Origin of the sequence: Pseudomonas massiliensis (assembly GCF_000826105.1) — a bacterium.
GTDB lineage: Bacteria > Pseudomonadota > Gammaproteobacteria > Pseudomonadales > Pseudomonadaceae > Aquipseudomonas > Aquipseudomonas massiliensis.
Map to the genome: position 1 here is coordinate 23,797 of NZ_CCYK01000005.1, position 17,256 is coordinate 41,052.

14 protein-coding genes are annotated in these 17,256 nt (G+C 63.5%); 10 read left to right on the forward strand and 4 right to left on the reverse strand.

The features are described 5' to 3' along the window. Positions 1 to 47: 47 nt before the first annotated feature. On the forward strand, positions 48 to 1,397 hold the full coding sequence (locus BN1188_RS03565; protein WP_040259938.1) for an MATE family efflux transporter: 1,350 nt from the start codon (positions 48 to 50) through the stop codon (positions 1,395 to 1,397). Here the strand turns inward: BN1188_RS03565 and speA are convergent. From speA to BN1188_RS03585, 4 genes are all read right to left on the reverse strand, one after another. After that, a complete protein-coding gene (gene speA, locus BN1188_RS03570; protein ID WP_040259939.1) occupies positions 1,382 to 3,295 on the reverse strand; it encodes an arginine decarboxylase in 1,914 nt (637 codons plus the stop codon). The two genes, BN1188_RS03565 and speA, sit on opposite strands and share 16 nt — an antisense overlap. 119 nt (positions 3,296 to 3,414) lie before the next feature. Next, complete coding sequence (locus BN1188_RS03575; RefSeq protein WP_040259940.1) at positions 3,415 to 3,786, reverse strand: translation initiation factor Sui1; 372 nt, start codon at positions 3,784 to 3,786, stop codon at positions 3,415 to 3,417. A gap of 141 nt (positions 3,787 to 3,927) precedes the next feature. Beyond that, a complete protein-coding gene (locus tag BN1188_RS03580) occupies positions 3,928 to 4,476 on the reverse strand; it encodes an NUDIX hydrolase (protein WP_040259942.1) in 549 nt (182 codons plus the stop codon). After that, on the reverse strand, positions 4,473 to 5,552 hold the full coding sequence (locus BN1188_RS03585) for a DUF2333 family protein (protein ID WP_040259943.1): 1,080 nt from the start codon (positions 5,550 to 5,552) through the stop codon (positions 4,473 to 4,475). The genes BN1188_RS03580 and BN1188_RS03585 overlap by 4 nt, the downstream gene beginning before the upstream one ends. 269 nt (positions 5,553 to 5,821) lie before the next feature. Here BN1188_RS03585 and BN1188_RS03590 point away from each other — a divergent pair, with 269 nt between their 5' ends. From BN1188_RS03590 to purH, 9 genes are all read left to right on the forward strand, one after another. Then, the gene (locus BN1188_RS03590; RefSeq protein ID WP_040259945.1) at positions 5,822 to 7,453 is read left to right on the forward strand and encodes a diguanylate cyclase; all 1,632 of its coding nucleotides are present in this window, start codon (positions 5,822 to 5,824) and stop codon (positions 7,451 to 7,453) included. 77 nt (positions 7,454 to 7,530) lie between these two features. Then, positions 7,531 to 9,288, forward strand: a complete 1,758-nt coding sequence (gene dsbD / locus BN1188_RS03595; RefSeq protein WP_040259947.1) for a protein-disulfide reductase DsbD — start codon at positions 7,531 to 7,533, stop codon at positions 9,286 to 9,288. A 425-nt stretch (positions 9,289 to 9,713) separates the two neighbouring features. Beyond that, entirely contained in the window at positions 9,714 to 10,172 is a 459-nt protein-coding gene (accB, locus tag BN1188_RS03600) for an acetyl-CoA carboxylase biotin carboxyl carrier protein (RefSeq protein ID WP_040259949.1), read from the forward strand. 17 nt (positions 10,173 to 10,189) lie between these two features. Then, positions 10,190 to 11,542 carry an acetyl-CoA carboxylase biotin carboxylase subunit gene (gene accC / locus BN1188_RS03605; protein WP_040259951.1) on the forward strand — a complete coding sequence of 451 codons (1,353 nt, stop codon included), beginning with the start codon at positions 10,190 to 10,192 and terminating at the stop codon, positions 11,540 to 11,542. 303 nt (positions 11,543 to 11,845) lie between these two features. Continuing rightward, the gene (gene prmA / locus BN1188_RS03610) at positions 11,846 to 12,727 is read left to right on the forward strand and encodes a 50S ribosomal protein L11 methyltransferase (protein ID WP_040259952.1); all 882 of its coding nucleotides are present in this window, start codon (positions 11,846 to 11,848) and stop codon (positions 12,725 to 12,727) included. Positions 12,728 to 12,777: 50 nt separating this feature from the next. Then, positions 12,778 to 13,962, forward strand: coding sequence for a DUF3426 domain-containing protein (locus tag BN1188_RS03615; RefSeq protein WP_040259953.1), 1,185 nt, complete (start codon positions 12,778 to 12,780; stop codon positions 13,960 to 13,962). A gap of 153 nt (positions 13,963 to 14,115) precedes the next feature. Beyond that, on the forward strand, positions 14,116 to 15,129 hold the full coding sequence (gene dusB, locus BN1188_RS03620; protein ID WP_040259955.1) for a tRNA dihydrouridine synthase DusB: 1,014 nt from the start codon (positions 14,116 to 14,118) through the stop codon (positions 15,127 to 15,129). Then, positions 15,126 to 15,446 (forward strand): DNA-binding transcriptional regulator Fis, encoded by a 321-nt coding sequence (gene fis / locus BN1188_RS03625; RefSeq protein ID WP_040259956.1) that lies wholly within the window; start codon positions 15,126 to 15,128, stop codon positions 15,444 to 15,446. Before dusB ends, fis begins: the two co-directional genes overlap by 4 nt. A 73-nt stretch (positions 15,447 to 15,519) precedes the next feature. Beyond that, positions 15,520 to 17,127 carry a bifunctional phosphoribosylaminoimidazolecarboxamide formyltransferase/IMP cyclohydrolase gene (gene purH / locus BN1188_RS03630; RefSeq protein ID WP_040259957.1) on the forward strand — a complete coding sequence of 536 codons (1,608 nt, stop codon included), beginning with the start codon at positions 15,520 to 15,522 and terminating at the stop codon, positions 17,125 to 17,127. The last annotated feature ends 129 nt before the right edge of the window (positions 17,128 to 17,256 follow it).

Below are 17,256 nucleotides of genomic sequence, written 5' to 3' on the forward strand. Positions count from 1 at the left end.
CTAAGGTAGCGCTCCTCTCACCGGATGCCTGCCACGCTGGATTCACCATGACCCCCTGGCTACAAGACTGGCATGACCGCCCAACCCACCGTCGGGTGTGGGCGCTGGCCGCCCCGATGATCCTCTCCAATGTGTCGGTGCCGCTGGTAGCCTTGGTCGACAGCGCCGTCATTGGACACTTGCCTCGCGCCCATCAACTGGGCGCCGTAGCGGTAGGTGCCAGCCTGTACAGCCTGCTTGCCTGGGCCTTGGGCTTCCTGCGCATGGGGGCGACGGGGTTCACCGCTCAGGCGGCTGGACGCGGCGACGGCGATGGCCTGCGCCAGGTGCTGGCTCAAGGGCTGCTGCTGGCCCTGGGATTCGGCCTGTTGGCATGGCTTATCGCAATGCCGTTCAGCCGCTTGGCATTGGGCTGGATGCAACCCAGCGCCGAACTGGAAAGCAGCACGCTCGCCTTCTTCCACACCCGCTTGCTGGGCTTGCCGGCCGCGCTGGGCAGCTTCGCACTGGTTGGCTGGTTTCTCGGCGTGCAGAACGCCCGCGCGCCACTGGCCATGTTATTGCTCACCAATGCCGTGAATATCCTGCTCAACCTCTGGTTCGTGCTGGGGCTGGACTGGGGCGTGCTGGGTTCGGCCAGGGCTTCGGTCATCGCCGAATGGCTCTCCCTTTGCCTGGGTCTGGCCTTGGCAAGGCCGGCGCTGAAGGCTCATCCCGGACGCATTCCATGGGCGCGCCTGGGCCGCTGGGCCGACTGGCGCCCTTTGCTTAGCGTGAACCGAGACATCTTCCTGCGCAGCCTGGCGCTGCAAGCGGTGTTCTTCCTGATCACTGTACAGGGCACTCGCCTGGGTGATGCCACGGTCGCCGCCAATGCCTTGCTGCTCAACGGGCTGTTGCTCACCGCCCATGCGCTGGACGGCCTGGCCCATGCCGTGGAAGCCCTGTGCGGTCATGCCCTGGGCGCGCGGGATCGCCTGGCCCTACGCCGCTGCCTGGTGGTAGCCGCAGGTTGGTCGCTGCTGGCGAGCCTGGCTTTCGTGCTGTTCTTTGGCGTTTTTGGCGAGCTGTTCATCGAGCTGCAGACGGACATTCCCAGCGTAGGAGCGACAGCCGCCGCCTTCCTTCCATACCTGGCGGTATTACCCTTGATTGCGGTCTGGAGCTATCTGCTGGACGGGCTGTTCATCGGCGCCACCCGGGCTCGGGACATGCGCAACGCCATGCTGCTGAGCCTGGCGCTGGCACTGCCCCTGGCCTGGCTCAGCCGTGGTTGGGGCAACCATGGCCTGTGGCTGAGCTTCTTGTGGTTCATGGCGCTCAGGGCATTGACCCTGGGCGCCATCGCCGTACGACTGGCGCGCCGCGACCGCTGGTTCGGTCAGGAGGCCAGGTAGGAAGAGCGGGTCAACCCCAGACGCAGCGCGTCGAGGAAGGTGGTGCGCTCACGTGGCGAGATCTTTGCACTGGCGACCTTGTCCCGGTAGTGCGTCATCAGCTCCTCGGGCGAGAGGTGAACATAGCGCAGCATGTCCTCGATAGTGTCGTGGGTTTCGATGCCGGCGTGGTACACGCTTCCGCTTTCGGTCTGGTAGATGTTCACCGAGTCCGTGTCACCGAACAGGTTATGCATGTCGCCGAGAATTTCCTGGTAGGCGCCCACCAGGAACACGCCGAGCATGTAGTCCTCGCCACGCGCCACCGGATGCACCGGCAGGCTGGTTTCGATGCTCTGCTCGTCTACGTACTGCTTGATCTTACCGTCGGAGTCGCAGGTCAGGTCTTGCAGCACCGCGCGACGCACAGGCTCTTCGTCCAGGCGTTGCAGCGGCAGGATCGGCAGCACCTGGCCAATGGCCCAGGTATCGGGAAGGCTCTGGAACACCGAGAAATTGCAGATGTACTTGTCGGCCAGCTTGTCGTTGAGTTCGTCGAGGATGGCGCGGTGGCTGCGCTGGCGGGCCTTCAAGGCATTGTGCAGCTTGCGGCACACCGCGAAGTAGCACTGCTCGGCCAAGGCCTTCTGCGCCAGGGTGACCTTGCCATCAGCGTACTGGCTGGCGATGTCGCCGATATAGTGAGTGGCGCGCCAGTAGATCTCGGTGACCATTTCCGGGTCCGTGGGCCCGAGCAGGTCGGCCAGCCACTGCAGGGTTTCCGGCAGGCTGTCGCGGTCCGGCAGCTCAGGGATCTCGTCGTTGTGCCGCTCCACGTCGGTCACCTGTACCACCAGCATGGCATGGTGGGCGGTCAGGGAACGGCCGCTTTCCGAGAAGATATGCGGGTGCGGCAGGTTCTGCGCATTGCAGAATTCCTTGAGCATACCCACCACCACGCCAGCGTAGTCGTCCATGTCATAGTTGATGGAACTGGCATTGCGCGAATGGGTACCGTCGTAGTCCACACCCAAGCCGCCGCCCACGTCGATGTGGTCCACCGGCAATCCCAGGTTGCGCAATTCGCCGTAGTAGCGGATGGCTTCCTTGAAGCCGTGCTGGTAGTCCGCCAGGTTGGCGATCTGCGACCCCATGTGGAAGTGCAGCAGGCGGATGCCCTGCTCCAGGCCAGCCTCGCGGAAACGCTCGACCACCGAAATCAATTGCGCGGCGGACAAGCCGAACTTGGACTTTTCGCCCCCTGTATCAGCCCACTTGCTCGATGCCAGGGACGACAAGCGTACCCGCAGGCCGATCTGCGGCTTGACCTTGACCTCGGCGGCCTCCTCGATCACCAGCTGGACCTCGGATTCCTTCTCGATGACGATAAAGACGTTGTGGCCCAGCTTCTGGCCGATGAGGGCCAGGCGAATGAACTCGCGGTCCTTGTAGCCATTGCAGACGATGGTGCCGCCCTTCGGCGCCAAAGCCAGGACAGCCATCAGCTCGGGCTTGGAACCGGCCTCCAGGCCGATGGATACGTTCTTGGTGGCGATGATGTTTTCCACCACCGCCTCCTGCTGGTTCACCTTGATCGGGTACAGGGCGGTGTAGCGATTCTGGTATTCGAGGCGGGCGATGTTGGCGTCGAAGGCGCCGGTCAGCTGACGCACACGATGCTGCAGGATATCCGGGAAACGCACGAGCAAGGGCAGCGAAAGGCCGCTCTTGCGCAATTGCTGCACCTGCTCGTACAAGTCGATAGGCGCGCTGTCCGGGCCGTTGGGGCGAACCTCCACGCGGCCGGCTTCATTGATGGCGAAATACCCCGCGCCCCAATGCCTGATTCCATAAACGCCGCGGCTGTCCGCAACGGTCCATTGGCTGCCATCGTCTTTGCGAGTGCGTCGTACGGACATCGAGGTCCCCTGTGATAGGCCCACCCAGCGGAGTCAGCCCCGCCGGTTAATGGAAAAAAGTGGTAGCGGCACCTGGCGGGTAGACCCCGTCACCAGCGCCGAGTTTAGAAAGAAGCCGGTCAGCCGCCGGACTTCTTGACTTTGAATCCCCGCCGGGTCAGTTCGCCAAGCAGCAGCTCGACGTGATCACCCTGGATTTCAATCACGCCGTCTTTCAAGGCACCGCCCGTGCCGCAGCGACGCTTGAGCTCGGTTGCCAGGGCCTTGAGGTCGTCCAGGGGCAGCGGCACGCCTGTGACGGTAGTCACGGTCTTGCCTCCCCGCCCCTTGCTTTCCCGGCGGACCCTGGCCACGCCGTCACCCGCGGGCAGCACAGCCTGGCCACACACGCACTCGGCAACTGGCTTGCCGCAGTCAGGGCAATGCCGACCACTGTCGGTGGAATACACCAGACCGCCAAGGGAGGCAAAGGAAGAAGCTTTCTTGGCCATGGGCAAGCCTCTGGGGAGAGCGAAAAGGCCGCGCAGTTTAACGGCAAAACCATGACATGCTAAGGGTCGCGCAAGGCCATTTCGCAGAAAATCTCGATCACAGGCCAACGATGCACGACCGCGCCGCTGGACGCCAACGGATCAACGCAGGAAACGCGGGAAATAGCGCCTCAAGGCTTCAACCGAATCGGGGCACCAGGGCTCCGCCTTATAGCGCGCCGCCACCGCTTCAGGCGTAAGGAAACAGACCTGGGCGATCTCTTCGGGCTGCAGACGCAGTGGGCCATCATAAACGGCGGAAAACACACCGCACCAGAGGCGATTGCCCGGTGCGTCGAATAGAAAGCGCCCATGTTCGCGCAGCTCGACACCGCTCACGCCCAACTCCTCCTCGAGCTCCCGTTGGGCCGACAGGCTGTAGCTCTCGTGCGCCTGGACCATGCCACCCGCCGCCGCGTCCCAATGGCCTGGGTAGACGGCCTTGCTTAGCGTGCGCTGCTGTACGCAGAGGCGCCCCTGGCTGTCGAACACGAAGATGAAGGTTCCGCGCCCGATCAGCCCACGCTCACGCAAGGTAGCCCGAGGCAGCGCGCCCAGCAGGCGATCATGCTCGTCGACCCAGGCGATGGATTCGCGATCCGAAGCGGCCCGATGCGCCGCCTCGGCTGCCGAGAAAGGCCCTTGGCTCATCCCTGGGACAACAGCTGACGCAGGTCCAGCACGGCGGCATTGGCACGGGAAATGTAGTTGGCCATTACCAGCGAATGGTTGGCGAACACACCGAAACCGCTGCCATTGAGTACCACAGGGCTCCACAACGGCTCCTGGGAGGCTTCCAGTTCGCGAATGATTTGCCGCACACTGACCGTGGCATTTTTCTTTGCCAGCACGTCTGCGAAGTCCACCTCGATGGCCCGCAGCAGGTGGGACAAGGCCCAGGCTTCACCGCGCGCCTCATAGAAGACGTTGTCGATCTGCAACCAAGGCGTCTCCACAAACTGCTCTTCCAGCTGCGGTGCGCTGCCTGGGGAGAAGGTTTCGGTTTTCACGGTGGTGTCCAGCTTGACCCGGCCAACGCTGGCCGACAACCGCTGCGACAGGGAGCCCAGGCGCGTGGACACGTCGCCCAGCCAGTTGTTCAGGTTGTCCGCCCGCGCATAGAAGAACGCGCCTGGGTTGGGATCGGTCAGGCGGCGCTGGTAGTTGCTCAGCGACTTGAGCCCTTCTTGAAACTCCGACTCGCTCGAAGGCAGTACCCAGGACTTGTTATCGAAGTTGAAGCGCGGCTCGGCGCGAGCCAGGTCACCGTCCTCAGTGGACTGTGACTGGGACCGGGCAAAGTCCTTGCGCAAGGCGCGGCTCAGGTCGCGTACCTGCACCAGCACGCCGTATTCCCAGCTAGGCGTGTTATCCAGCCACAGCCCGGGCGGGAAGCGATCGTTGGAGAGGTAGCCGCCGGGCTTATCCAGCAATGTGCTGGCCACCCGCTTGAGGGTTTCGACCGTAGTGTAGCCAACCACCATCTGGCGCCCGTCCCGCTGGACCGCGGCCTGGGCGTTCTGCTGTACCGAGAACAGGTCTGGCTCACGGCTCCAATAGATGCCGAGCACGAGGGTCACCAACAGGTAGATGGCAACCACCGAAATCAAGGCACGGCTCAGCAGCAAGCTCTTCCAGTAGCCCCGCCTGGCCGGTGCGGCACCGGTATCGGCAGGCGCCGCTCCAGACGTTCCAGGGGTGTCGGTGCGTTTTTTCCAGTCGAGCATGGGGCTGTCCTTTCAACTTTCGAGTCATCGGTTCGACCGCGCCGGCTCGCTAACGTGCCCGGTCAGGCCTACCCACCAGCGGCACCCTCGCCCCGGCACCAATCACTATAAAGGACCCGGGCCAGTGCCGCGACGCTAGGTACGCCCTGGACCGGACAATTCGCGCCCCTGATTCGTCATATCAATGGCGGCGGTTTTACGACGTAGTGCACATTACGGACGGTCAATCACTGCTAGCATAGAGCCACTATCTTATTGAATCCCCGTACATGAACCCGTCAGACGAGGCCAGCGAGCAGCAGGTACGCCTGCATTTCGCGCAACGTGTCGTGCACCAGGCACGCGATGTCCTGGAATTATGGCAGCGCGTCCAGTATCAGCCATGGACAGGCAGCGTACAGGAACGCATGGACGATACCTTGCTGCGCTGGCAACGTTTCGCCGAGCGCTATCAAGACCGGGAACACCTTGAACTGGCACAGCAGGCCCGGGCGGCGCTCGGTTCCCTTACTTTCCATGAAGGCCGCCTGGACAGCCCCACGCTGGGACGGATGAATGCCGTGATGCGGCAACTGGCCAGTAGCGGATTACGTAGCCGTGATCGTCCCGAAGAGCTGGCTTGCCTGCCTACGCCTAGGCATTCGGTCGCGCTGCTGCTCAGCGATGTCCAGGCGAGCCGGGAACTGGCGCGCCAATTGGAGTGCTTCGGCTGTGCCGCCGAGCCCATGGCCGATGTCGCCGCGCTGCATTCCGCAATGGCGGAATACCCGCCGGCAGCCATCATCATCGACGTGGACTTCCATGGCGCGGGCACAGGCCTGCTGCTTGCACAGTCTCTGCGCGCGGGCCTGGGCGACGGCACACCGCTGATCATGCACAGTCGAGGCGAAGCCGATACGCCCACGCGCCTGGCTGCGGTCCAGGCTGGCGCCAAGGCGTTCCTCGCCGGTCCGCTGGAAGCCTGGACAGTACTCGAAACCCTGGAGCCTTTGCTCAATGACGAACCCTGGCAGCCCATCCGGGTACTGATCATCGACGATTCCCGGGCCCAGGCCATGCATACCGAGCGCATGCTCAGCAGTGTGGGCATGGTTACCCGTTGCCTGAGCGACCCGCTCCGGACCATGGCCGAGCTGGCCGACTTCCAACCCGAGCTGATCATTCTCGACATGTACATGCCCGGCTGCACGGGTACCGAACTGGCTCGCACCATCCGCCAGAACGAGCGCTACGTCAGCGTACCCATTCTCTACCTATCCGCCGAAGGAAACGTCGACAAGCAGCTCGATGCCCTGAGCGAGGCCGGTGACGACTTCCTTACCAAGCCGGTGCGCTCACGCCAGCTGGTAACCCTGGTGCGCAATCGAGCCAAGCGGGCCCGCAGCCTGCGCAGCCGGATGGTCCGCGATGGCCTCACTGGCCTGTACAACCACACCCATATCCTGCGCGAACTCGAGGACTGTTGCCTACGCGCCCAGCGTGACGGCGGCGCCCTGACCTTCGCCATGCTGGATCTTGATCACTTCAAGCGCATTAATGACCGCTTCGGCCATCCCATGGGGGACCGGGTGATCAAGAGCCTTTCGCTGTTCCTGAAGCAGCGGTTGCGCCGCAGCGACCTTATCGGCCGGTACGGTGGCGAAGAGTTCGCCATTGTATTGCCGGATACTACGGCCGAAGCCGCCGTCCAGGTGCTGGAAGACATCCGCGCGCGCTTCGCCGCCATTCGCCATCCGGCCCATCCCGTGCCCTTCGGCTGCACTTTCAGCGCAGGCGTGGCCAGGCTCGGGGCGGGCATGCGAGCGCATACGCTCACCTCCCGCGCCGATGCAGCGCTGTACCTTGCCAAGCAGGCCGGGCGCAACCGCATCGTTCAGGCACCTGAGCCCGACCTTTTCTGAGTTTCATCCTCAGGCGGGTCGGCGGGGGCGCCACCGATGGTTATGATGGGCGGTCGATCCGTTGTAACGAGACACCCATGCGCCAGTTGATCCTGACCCTACTGTTGGTTTTCGCCCTACCCGCCTCTGCGGGGCTTCTCGATGACCGTCCAAGCACCGTACTCGGAGGCGCCGCCACCAGTGGGCAATTTCTGCCCGTGCGCGAAGCCTTTCGCTTGAGCCAGTTGGAAGGCTCGCCAGACAAGATCCGCCTGCGCTTCGTGGCCGCCGAGGGTTACTACCTCTATCGCCAGCGGCTGCAATTCCATACCGAGCCCGCCGGCATTCCTCTGGGCCCGCCAGACCTGCCCGCTGGTGAACGCAAGCATGACGAATACTTCGGCGATGTGGAGGTGTATCACAACATCCTCGACGTAGAGCTCCCACGTCCGTCACAGACCGACCAGGCATTCACCCTGGTGGTGACCTATCAAGGCTGTGCCGACAAAGGGCTTTGCTACCCCCCAGAAACCGAGCGACTGGCTATCCCGGCCTTGCCCGGCGCGCAAGCTGCCTCTGCTGAAACCGCACCTGCCAGCGGATGGCGCTGGCGGGATCTGGCGCTGTTCTTCCTGGCGGGATTGGGCCTGACCTTCACGCCTTGCGTGCTGCCGATGCTACCGATCCTGTCAGGCGTGGTACTGCGCGGCCAGGTCGGCGGCTGGCGCGGGCTGAGCCTGTCCCTGGCGTACGTCATTCCCATGGCGGCCTGTTTCGCGGTGCTGGGGGCGCTGATGGGGTTGTTCGGCGCCAGCCTCAACCTGCAGGCTCGCCTGCAGTCGGCCTGGGTGCTGGGGCCCTTCGCCTTGTTCTTCGCGGTATTCGCCCTGGCCATGTTCGGCGCCTTCGAGCTCAAGCTTCCTGGTGCGCTGTCCGAACGCCTGGATCGCCTCGCCAGCCGTGCCCAGGGCGGCTCGCTGCTCGGGGCAGCGGCACTTGGAGTGCTTTCCAGCCTGCTGGTTTCGCCTTGCGTATCAGCGCCCCTGGCGGGCGCCTTGCTCTATATCAGCGCCAGCGGGGACGCACTTGGCGGTGGCTTGAAACTACTCGCTCTTGGCCTGGGCATGGGCGCTCCCCTGGTAGTGGTAGGCACCGGAGGCGCGGCCTGGCTGCCTCGTAGCGGACCCTGGCTGGTAACGGTCAAGAATGCGATTGGCGTGCTTCTGCTAGGGTTGGCCATCGCGTTACTGAGCCGAGTGTTGCCGCCGACGCTCACTCTGCTGCTGGTTGGCATCCTGGCTGTAGGGGCCGGGCTGTTCCTTGGCGCGGTGGACCTCTCACCCAGCAAGACGCCGCGCGAGCGCCTGAGCCAGGTCGCCGGCTTGCTCTGCCTGAGCTATGGGCTGGCGTGCTGGGCCGGTGCCTTTGCCGGCGCGGGCAACCCCTTGCGACCGCTGGAGCGCACCGCGACGGCTCCGGTTGCGCTTCAGACCGATGACTGGCAAACGGTGCGCCAGGTGACGGAACTCAAGCGAGCCCTTGCCGATGCCGCGCAGGCCGGCCAGCCAGTGATCCTGGACTGGTATGCCGATTGGTGCATCAGTTGCAAGGTGATAGAGCGGGAGGTACTGAACCAGCCGCCAGCCATCGCGCAGTTGGCCACTTATCGCAAGCTTCGCTTCGACATTACCGCCGGTACTCCAGAGCAGCGTGCCCTGCTGGACGAGTACGGGCTATTCGGCCCCCCGGTGATCCAGTTCTTCGACGCCTCCGGTAGCGAAGACAAGGTTTCTCGGATAGTAGGTGAAGTCGATCTTGAGGGCTTCCTTGGCCGCTTGCCGGGTAAAAAGCCATGAGGCGATGACCAAAACAACCGAAGCGGTCAGATAGTTGCCGACATTCTCGCCCAACGTGCTGGCAGCGTCGCCAAACTGGACAGCGCTTGTACACTTGGGCATAGTCGCCCCCCATGTCACAACAAGAACCTGAAAAAGGGTCGGCCAACGGCGCCCATGCCGGTTGCTCGCTCCGTACAGCTTTCGCCCATGCAAGCGTCAAGTTCAGCCTGGAACGTGACGCGGCAAGGTCGCGGAGCATCCCACACCCTGATGCGCCGTATATCGATGCGCGATCAAGGACATACGTTATCGCCCCGCCCCCTGTACTGCGTGCGCGGGGGCTTGCGCACCTTAGCGTCACCTGTGCCGCCTCGGCTTCGAGCCGTTCGGCCCGCCTGACCCTTTTGCCTTAAAACCCCTGACCCATGCGGGAGTTGAAGTTCATGGATATTCGTAAAGTCAAGAAACTGATCGAGCTGCTGGAAGAGTCCGGTATCGACGAGCTGGAAATCAAGGAAGGCGAGGAGTCCGTTCGGATCAGCCGTCACAGCAAAGCGCCTGCGCAACAGTTCTATGCTGCTCCCGCCGCTGCTCCGGCCCCGGCACCAGCCCCTGCCGCAGCTGCCGCTGCACCCGCAGCGGAAGCGCCCGCCGCGCCCAAGCTCAACGGTACGGTTGCGCGCTCGCCCATGGTCGGCACCTTCTACCGCAAGCCATCGCCGACTTCGCCGAACTTCGCTGAAGTCGGCCAGACCGTGAAGAAGGGCGACACCCTCTGCATCGTCGAAGCCATGAAGATGATGAACCACATCGAAGCCGAAACCAGCGGTGTGATCGAGTCCATTCTGGTGGAAGACGGGCAGCCGGTTGAGTTCGACCAGCCGTTGTTCACCATCGTTTGAACCGCGGAGAGTCTCCGATGTTGGAAAAAGTACTGATCGCCAACCGCGGCGAGATCGCCTTGCGGATCCTGCGCGCCTGCAAGGAGCTCGGGATCAAGACCGTCGCGGTGTATTCGACCGCCGACCGTGAGCTGATGCACCTGGGCCTGGCCGACGAATCGGTCTGCATCGGGCCGGCACCCGCGGCCAAGTCTTACCTGCACATCCCGGCGATCATCGCCGCTGCCGAGGTGACGGGCGCTACCGCCATTCACCCAGGGTATGGCTTCCTGGCCGAGAACGCTGACTTCGCCGAGCAGGTTGAAAAATCCGGCTTTGCCTTCATTGGCCCGAAAGCCGACACCATTCGCCTGATGGGCGACAAGGTATCGGCCAAGGACGCCATGAAGCGCGCTGGCGTGCCTACGGTACCGGGCTCGGACGGTCCTCTGCCGGAAGACGAAGCCGAAGCCCTGCGCATCGGCCGCGAGGTAGGCTACCCGGTGATCATCAAGGCTGCCGGTGGCGGCGGTGGTCGAGGCATGCGCGTGGTGTACAAGGAAGAGGACCTTATCTCCTCGGCCAAGCTCACCCGTACCGAGGCCGCCTCGGCCTTCGGCAACCCCATGGTGTACCTGGAGAAGTTCCTCACCAACCCCCGCCACGTGGAAGTGCAGGTGCTCTCCGATGGCCAGGGTAACGCCGTGCACCTAGGGGATCGCGATTGTTCGCTGCAGCGCCGCCACCAGAAGGTACTGGAAGAAGCACCGGCACCGGGCATCGATGAAAAGGCTCGCCAGGAAGTTCTGGCGCGCTGCGTGGATGCATGCATCGAGATCGGTTACCGCGGTGCCGGTACCTTCGAATTCCTGTACGAGGACGGCCGGTTCTACTTCATCGAGATGAACACCCGGGTCCAGGTCGAGCACCCCGTTTCCGAAATGGTGACGGGTATCGATATCGTGAAGGAAATGCTCAGCATCGCCGCTGGCAATAAACTGTCCTTCACCCAGGACGACGTGGTCATCCGCGGCCACTCGCTGGAATGCCGGATCAACGCCGAAGATCCGCGCACCTTCATTCCAAGCCCGGGCACGGTCAAGCACTTCCACGCCCCAGGTGGCAATGGCGTGCGGGTGGATTCTCACCTGTACAGCGGCTATGCCGTACCGCCGAACTACGACTCGTTGATCGGCAAGCTCATCACCTACGGCAAGGATCGCGACGAAGCCATGGCGCGCATGCGCAATGCCCTGGACGAAATCGTGGTGGATGGCATCAAGACCAACATCCCGCTGCATCGCGACCTCACCCGCGATGAAAGCTTCTGCAAGGGGGGCGTGAACATTCACTACCTCGAGCACAAGCTGGCCGAGGAAAAGGCCAAGTGATCCCTTGGCCTGCCCCATGTTCGGGCGCAGGCCAAGCACCTCACAAATGATCAGGTGAAGCGGGAGGGCAATGGTCTCTTCCGCTTCGCACTCCGCCAGGAAGCGCTCGACTTTAGGAACTTTGCCAACCCGGCCGCTCGCCTTTCAACTTGGCAAGCGTACGCCCCTCCCCTGGACGCTCAGCCCTGTGCCGGAATAAGGCCGCTCGGCTTCGTTGGATATCCCAACACCGGCCCGGTGAAGTACACTGCCCCGCTTTACACGCCCCACGCCCCGGCGTGACACGCCCCAAAGGAACAGAACATGCCCTGGCTTCAAGTTCGCCTGGCCATCGGCCCTGAACAGGCTGAAACCTACGAAGATGCGCTGCTGGACATCGGCGCCGTTTCGGTCACCTTCATGGACGCCGAGGACCAGCCGATTTTCGAGCCGGACCTGAACACCACCCCGCTGTGGACCCATACCCACCTGCTGGCGCTGTTCGAAGCCGATACCGACCCTGACGCGGTTTTTGCCCACCTGCGCCTGCTGACCAGCGACACCTTGCCCGAGCATCAGGCGGAGGTCATCGAGGACCAGGACTGGGAGCGCAGCTGGATGGACAACTTCCAGCCCATGCGCTTCGGCCAGCGCCTGTGGATAGTGCCCAGTTGGCACGCCGCGCCCGAGGCCGACGCGGTGAACCTGCTGCTCGATCCAGGACTGGCTTTCGGCACCGGCACCCACCCTACCACGGCGCTGTGCCTGGAATGGCTCGATGGCCAGGCGCTGACCAACCAGCGTGTACTGGATTTCGGCTGCGGCTCAGGCATCCTGGCCATCGCGGCCCTGCTGCTGGGAGCGGAGTCGGCAGTGGGTACGGATATCGACGTGCAAGCGTTGGAAGCCTCGCGCGATAACGCCGGGCGCAATGGCATTGCCGAAAACCGCCTGGCCTTGTACCTGCCCGAGGCCTTGCCCGAAGAGCCGGCAGACGTGCTGGTTGCCAATATCCTCGCCGGCCCCCTGGTCAACCTGGCGCCACGACTGGCCAGCCTGGTCCGCCCCGGCGGGCTGTTCGCTCTTTCCGGCATACTGGCCGAACAAGGCGATGAGGTCGCTGCCGCTTACGCCGGTGCCTTCGAGCTCGACCCTATCGTCGAACGCGATGGCTGGGTCAGGATCAGCGGGCGCCGCAGGGCATAGCCCGCGCCGCTGCCGATGCTTAAGATGGACGCCTGGAACCGGACCCGCGCATGACCCAAAGCTTCGTTACCCAGTGCCCCCATTGCCACACCAGCTTCAAGGTGAGCCACAACCAGCTCAGCGTGGCGCGCGGTGCCGTGCGTTGCGGCGCCTGCAAGCAGGTGTTCAATGCGGCCCGCCAGTTGCTCGAGCAAAGCACCGGGCAAGGCGGCACGCCGTCGCTTACGACGCCATTGAAGGCCCCGAGCCTGCCCGATCCGGACGCCTGGCAGCGTGAGCAGGCGCAGTTCGAAGAACTGGACCTGGATCGCGAACTGGCGCGGCTGGAGCGCCGTCCGGCTTCATCGTCGACAACCAATGCGCCGGAGCGAGCGTTCAGCGCGCAGCGGGACCACGGCGACGACTGGCTCGACGAACCCTTTGGCAGCCCCGACGAGCACGATGAAATAGACACGCTCGGTGCCGAACATGAAGATCGGCACGAGCCGCGCCTCGGTTCACCGAGCGAGGCCTTGGATGACGATGAAGACCCGCCGCAAGCGCCCTTCTCGCCGCTGCCGTCCCGCGCGCAGAGCCAGGTGGACCCAGGCCGGTTGGCCGCGCTGCGCGAGGCCCCGGTCTCGGGCATGGAAGCGATTCAAGCCGCGCCCCTCGATCAAGAGCGTGCCCGCAGCGAACCCCGCCTGCGCGAGGAGCCTCTGCTCGACCTTCAGGAAGACCCTCTGCGTCTGGAATGGGAAAAGCCCCGCGCATCCTGGGGCCAGCGCCTGATCTGGAGTGGTCTTGCCTTGCTGGCAGCCGTTGCGCTGGTCGCCCAGTATGTGGTGTTCCATTTCGATGAGCTTGCCCGACAGGAAAGCTACCGCCCCTGGTTCGTCAGCCTGTGTCCCGCCCTGGGATGCACCGTACCGTCGCGAGTAGACATCCATCTGATCCGCAGCAGCAACCTGGTGGTGCGCAGCCACCCGACCTTTGCCGGGGCGTTGGTGGTGGATGCGATCATCTATAACCGCGCGCCCTTCAGCCAGCCGTTTCCACTTCTGGAGCTGCGCTTCGCCGATATCAACAACAAGCTGATCGCCAGTCGGCGCTTCAAGCCGTCGGAATACCTCAGCGGAGACCTGGCGGGGCAAAGCGAAATGCCGCCACAGATTCCGATCCACATCGCTCTCGATATTCTCGACCCGGGCAAGCGCGCTGTGAACTACAGTTTGTCCTTTCATTCACCGGAGTGAAACCGGTTATCCGATCGCTCCGCTCGAAGCCTGGAGCTGTTCAGATTTTATCCAGTTTGACCTTTATCCGGTCATCCAGAGCGAGTATCATGCGATCCCTTTTTCGAACTCCAGGCTTCGTACGAATCCGGCCTCATCACGGGTAACCCACCTATGTCGGCGGTACGCATCGGCCCCTATACACTCAGCAACGGCTTGGTTCTCGCGCCCATGGCGGGCGTGACCGACCAACCCTTTCGCCAGCTTTGCCGGCGCCTGGGTGCGGGGCTCGTGGTTTCCGAGATGGTCACCGCGGACATGTCCTTGTGGAACAGTCGCAAGTCACGCTTGCGGCGCATCCATGACGGCGATCCCGAGCCCCGCTCGGTACAGATCGCCGGTGGCGATGCCCAGATGCTGGCCGCCGCGGCGAAGGCCAACGTGGAGGCAGGGGCCCAGATCATCGATATCAACATGGGTTGCCCGGCGAAAAAGGTATGCAACAAGGCGGCGGGTTCGGCCCTGTTGCGCGACGAGAAGCTGGTGGCGGAAATCCTGCAGGCCGTGGTGGCCGCGGTGGATGTACCGGTCACCCTGAAGATACGCACCGGTTGGGACCGCGAGAACCGCAATGGCCTGGCTGTGGCCAGGATCGCCGAGGGCTCGGGTATCAGCGCCCTGGCGGTCCACGGCCGGACCCGGGCTGACCTGTACACCGGCGAGGCCGAGTACGACACCATCGCTGCCATCAAGCAGGCGGTGTCGATTCCGGTTTTCGCCAATGGTGACGTCACCTCTCCCGGCAAGGCGCTTCAGGTGCTTCGCCATACCGGCGCCGACGGCCTGCTGATCGGCCGCGCCGCCCAGGGGCGACCCTGGATCTTCCGGGAGATCGAGCACTATCTGCGCACCGGCGAGCTTCTGCCGGCGCCGGGGCTGGAGGAAGTGGAACGAATCCTGCTGGAACATCTGGCCGCCCTGCATGCGTTCTATGGCGATGTGATGGGCGTTCGGATCGCCCGCAAGCATGTGGGCTGGTACCTGGCGACACTGCCGGGCGCCCGGGAATTCCGCGGCAGCTTCAATTGTTTGGAAGATACGGCAGCGCAGTGCGCCAAGGTTCGCGAGTTCTTCCGCGAACGCTACGAGAGCCTTGTCACAAAGGACGGAGAAGAGGTGGCCGCATGACGATGATGACCGAGACATTAGTGAGTGGAACAACGCCCGTGAGCGACAACGCCAACCTCAAGCAGCACCTGAACGCCCCTTCCGAAGAGGGCCAGACACTACGCGGGAGTGTCGAGAAGGCGCTGCATAATTACTTCGCCCACCTCGAAGGCGCCTCTGTCACGGACGTGTACAACCTTGTACTGTCCGAAGTCGAGGCCCCGCTGCTGGAAACCGTCATGAACTACGTCAAGGGCAACCAGACCAAGGCCAGCGAGATGCTGGGGCTGAACCGGGGCACCCTGCGCAAGAAGCTCAAGCAGTACGATCTGCTCTGAGGCTACCGAAATTCCGAAAAGGCGACTGCTTGCAGCTCGCCTTTTTTGCTCACCGCTCTGAATGGAAACCGAAATGACCGACCAGACCACCCGCCTGCCGATCCGCCGTGCCCTGATCAGCGTGTCCGACAAGACCGGCATCCTGGAGTTTGCCCGTGACCTGGAAGCCCTGGGCGTGGAAATCCTTTCCACCGGCGGCACGTTCAAGCTGCTGCGTGACAACGGCGTGGCCGCTGTCGAGGTAGCTGACTACACCGGCTTCCCGGAAATGATGGACGGCCGGGTAAAGACCCTGCACCCGAAGATCCACGGTGGGATCCTGGGGCGCCGTGGTGTGGACGACGCCGTCATGGCCGAGCATGACATTCGCGCCATCGACCTGGTGGCGGTCAATCTGTATCCCTTCGAAGCGACCGTTGCCAAGCCCGGCTGCGACCTGGCAACGGCCATCGAGAACATCGACATCGGCGGCCCGACCATGGTTCGCTCCGCTGCCAAGAATCACAAGCATGTGGCCATTGTGGTCAACGCCAGCGACTATGCCTCGGTCATCGATGGACTCAAGGCGGGTGGCCTGACCTACACCCAGCGCTTCGACCTGATGCTCAAGGCCTTCGAGCACACCGCGGCTTATGACGGCATGATCGCCAACTATTTCGGCGGTATCGATCAAACCGTCGAGACCTTGTCCACCGAGGCCCGCGACAGTTTCCCACGCACCTTCAACAGTCAGTTCATCAAGGCCCAGGGCATGCGCTACGGAGAGAACCCGCACCAGAGCGCGGCTTTCTACGTCGAAGCCAAGCCCGCCGAGGCCAGCATCGCCACCGCTGTGCAGTTGCAGGGCAAGGAACTGTCCTACAACAACGTCGCTGATACCGATGCTGCCCTGGAGTGCGTCAAGAGCTTCACCAAGCCGGCGTGCGTGATCGTCAAGCATGCCAACCCCTGTGGCGTGGCAGTCTGCCCGGATGCCGAAGGCGGCATTCGACAGGCCTACGAGCTGGCGTACGCTACTGACAGCGAGTCGGCGTTCGGCGGCATCATCGCCTTCAACCGCGAGCTCGATGGCGAAACCGCCAAGGCCATCGTCGAGCGTCAGTTCGTCGAAGTCATCATTGCGCCAAGCGTGAGCGCCGAAGCCCGTGCCGTGGTGGCTGCCAAGGCGAACGTGCGTCTGCTGGCCTGCGGCCAATGGCCGGCCGAGCGCGCCGCTGCCTGGGACTTCAAGCGCGTCAACGGTGGCCTGCTGGTGCAGAGCCGCGACAACGGCATGATCAGCGCCGACGACTTGAAGATCGTCACTCGCCGCGCCCCTACCGAGCAGGAAGTGCATGATCTGATCTTCGCCTGGAAAGTGGCTAAGTTCGTGAAATCCAATGCCATCGTCTATGCGCGTAATCGCCAGACCGTTGGCGTTGGCGCCGGTCAGATGAGCCGGGTGAATTCGGCCCGTATCGCCGCCATCAAGGCCGAGCATGCCGGGTTGGCGGTGGAAGGGGCCGTCATGGCGTCCGACGCCTTCTTCCCCTTCCGGGACGGTATCGACAATGCCGCCAAGGCGGGGATTCGGGCCGTCATCCAACCTGGTGGCTCAATGCGTGATGCCGAGGTGATCGCGGCCGCTGATGAAGCGGGGATTGCAATGGTATTCACTGGCATGCGCCATTTCCGTCACTAAACGGCCGCGCTGACGCGGGCATCTGCGGCGTTGGCGCGCTGTTGCGAAATGCTCGTTGCCATCAGGCACTGCGCTTTCGTGACAGCCCGCGGCCCTGCATCTGCCCACGGCATCGCGCCCTTCACGGAG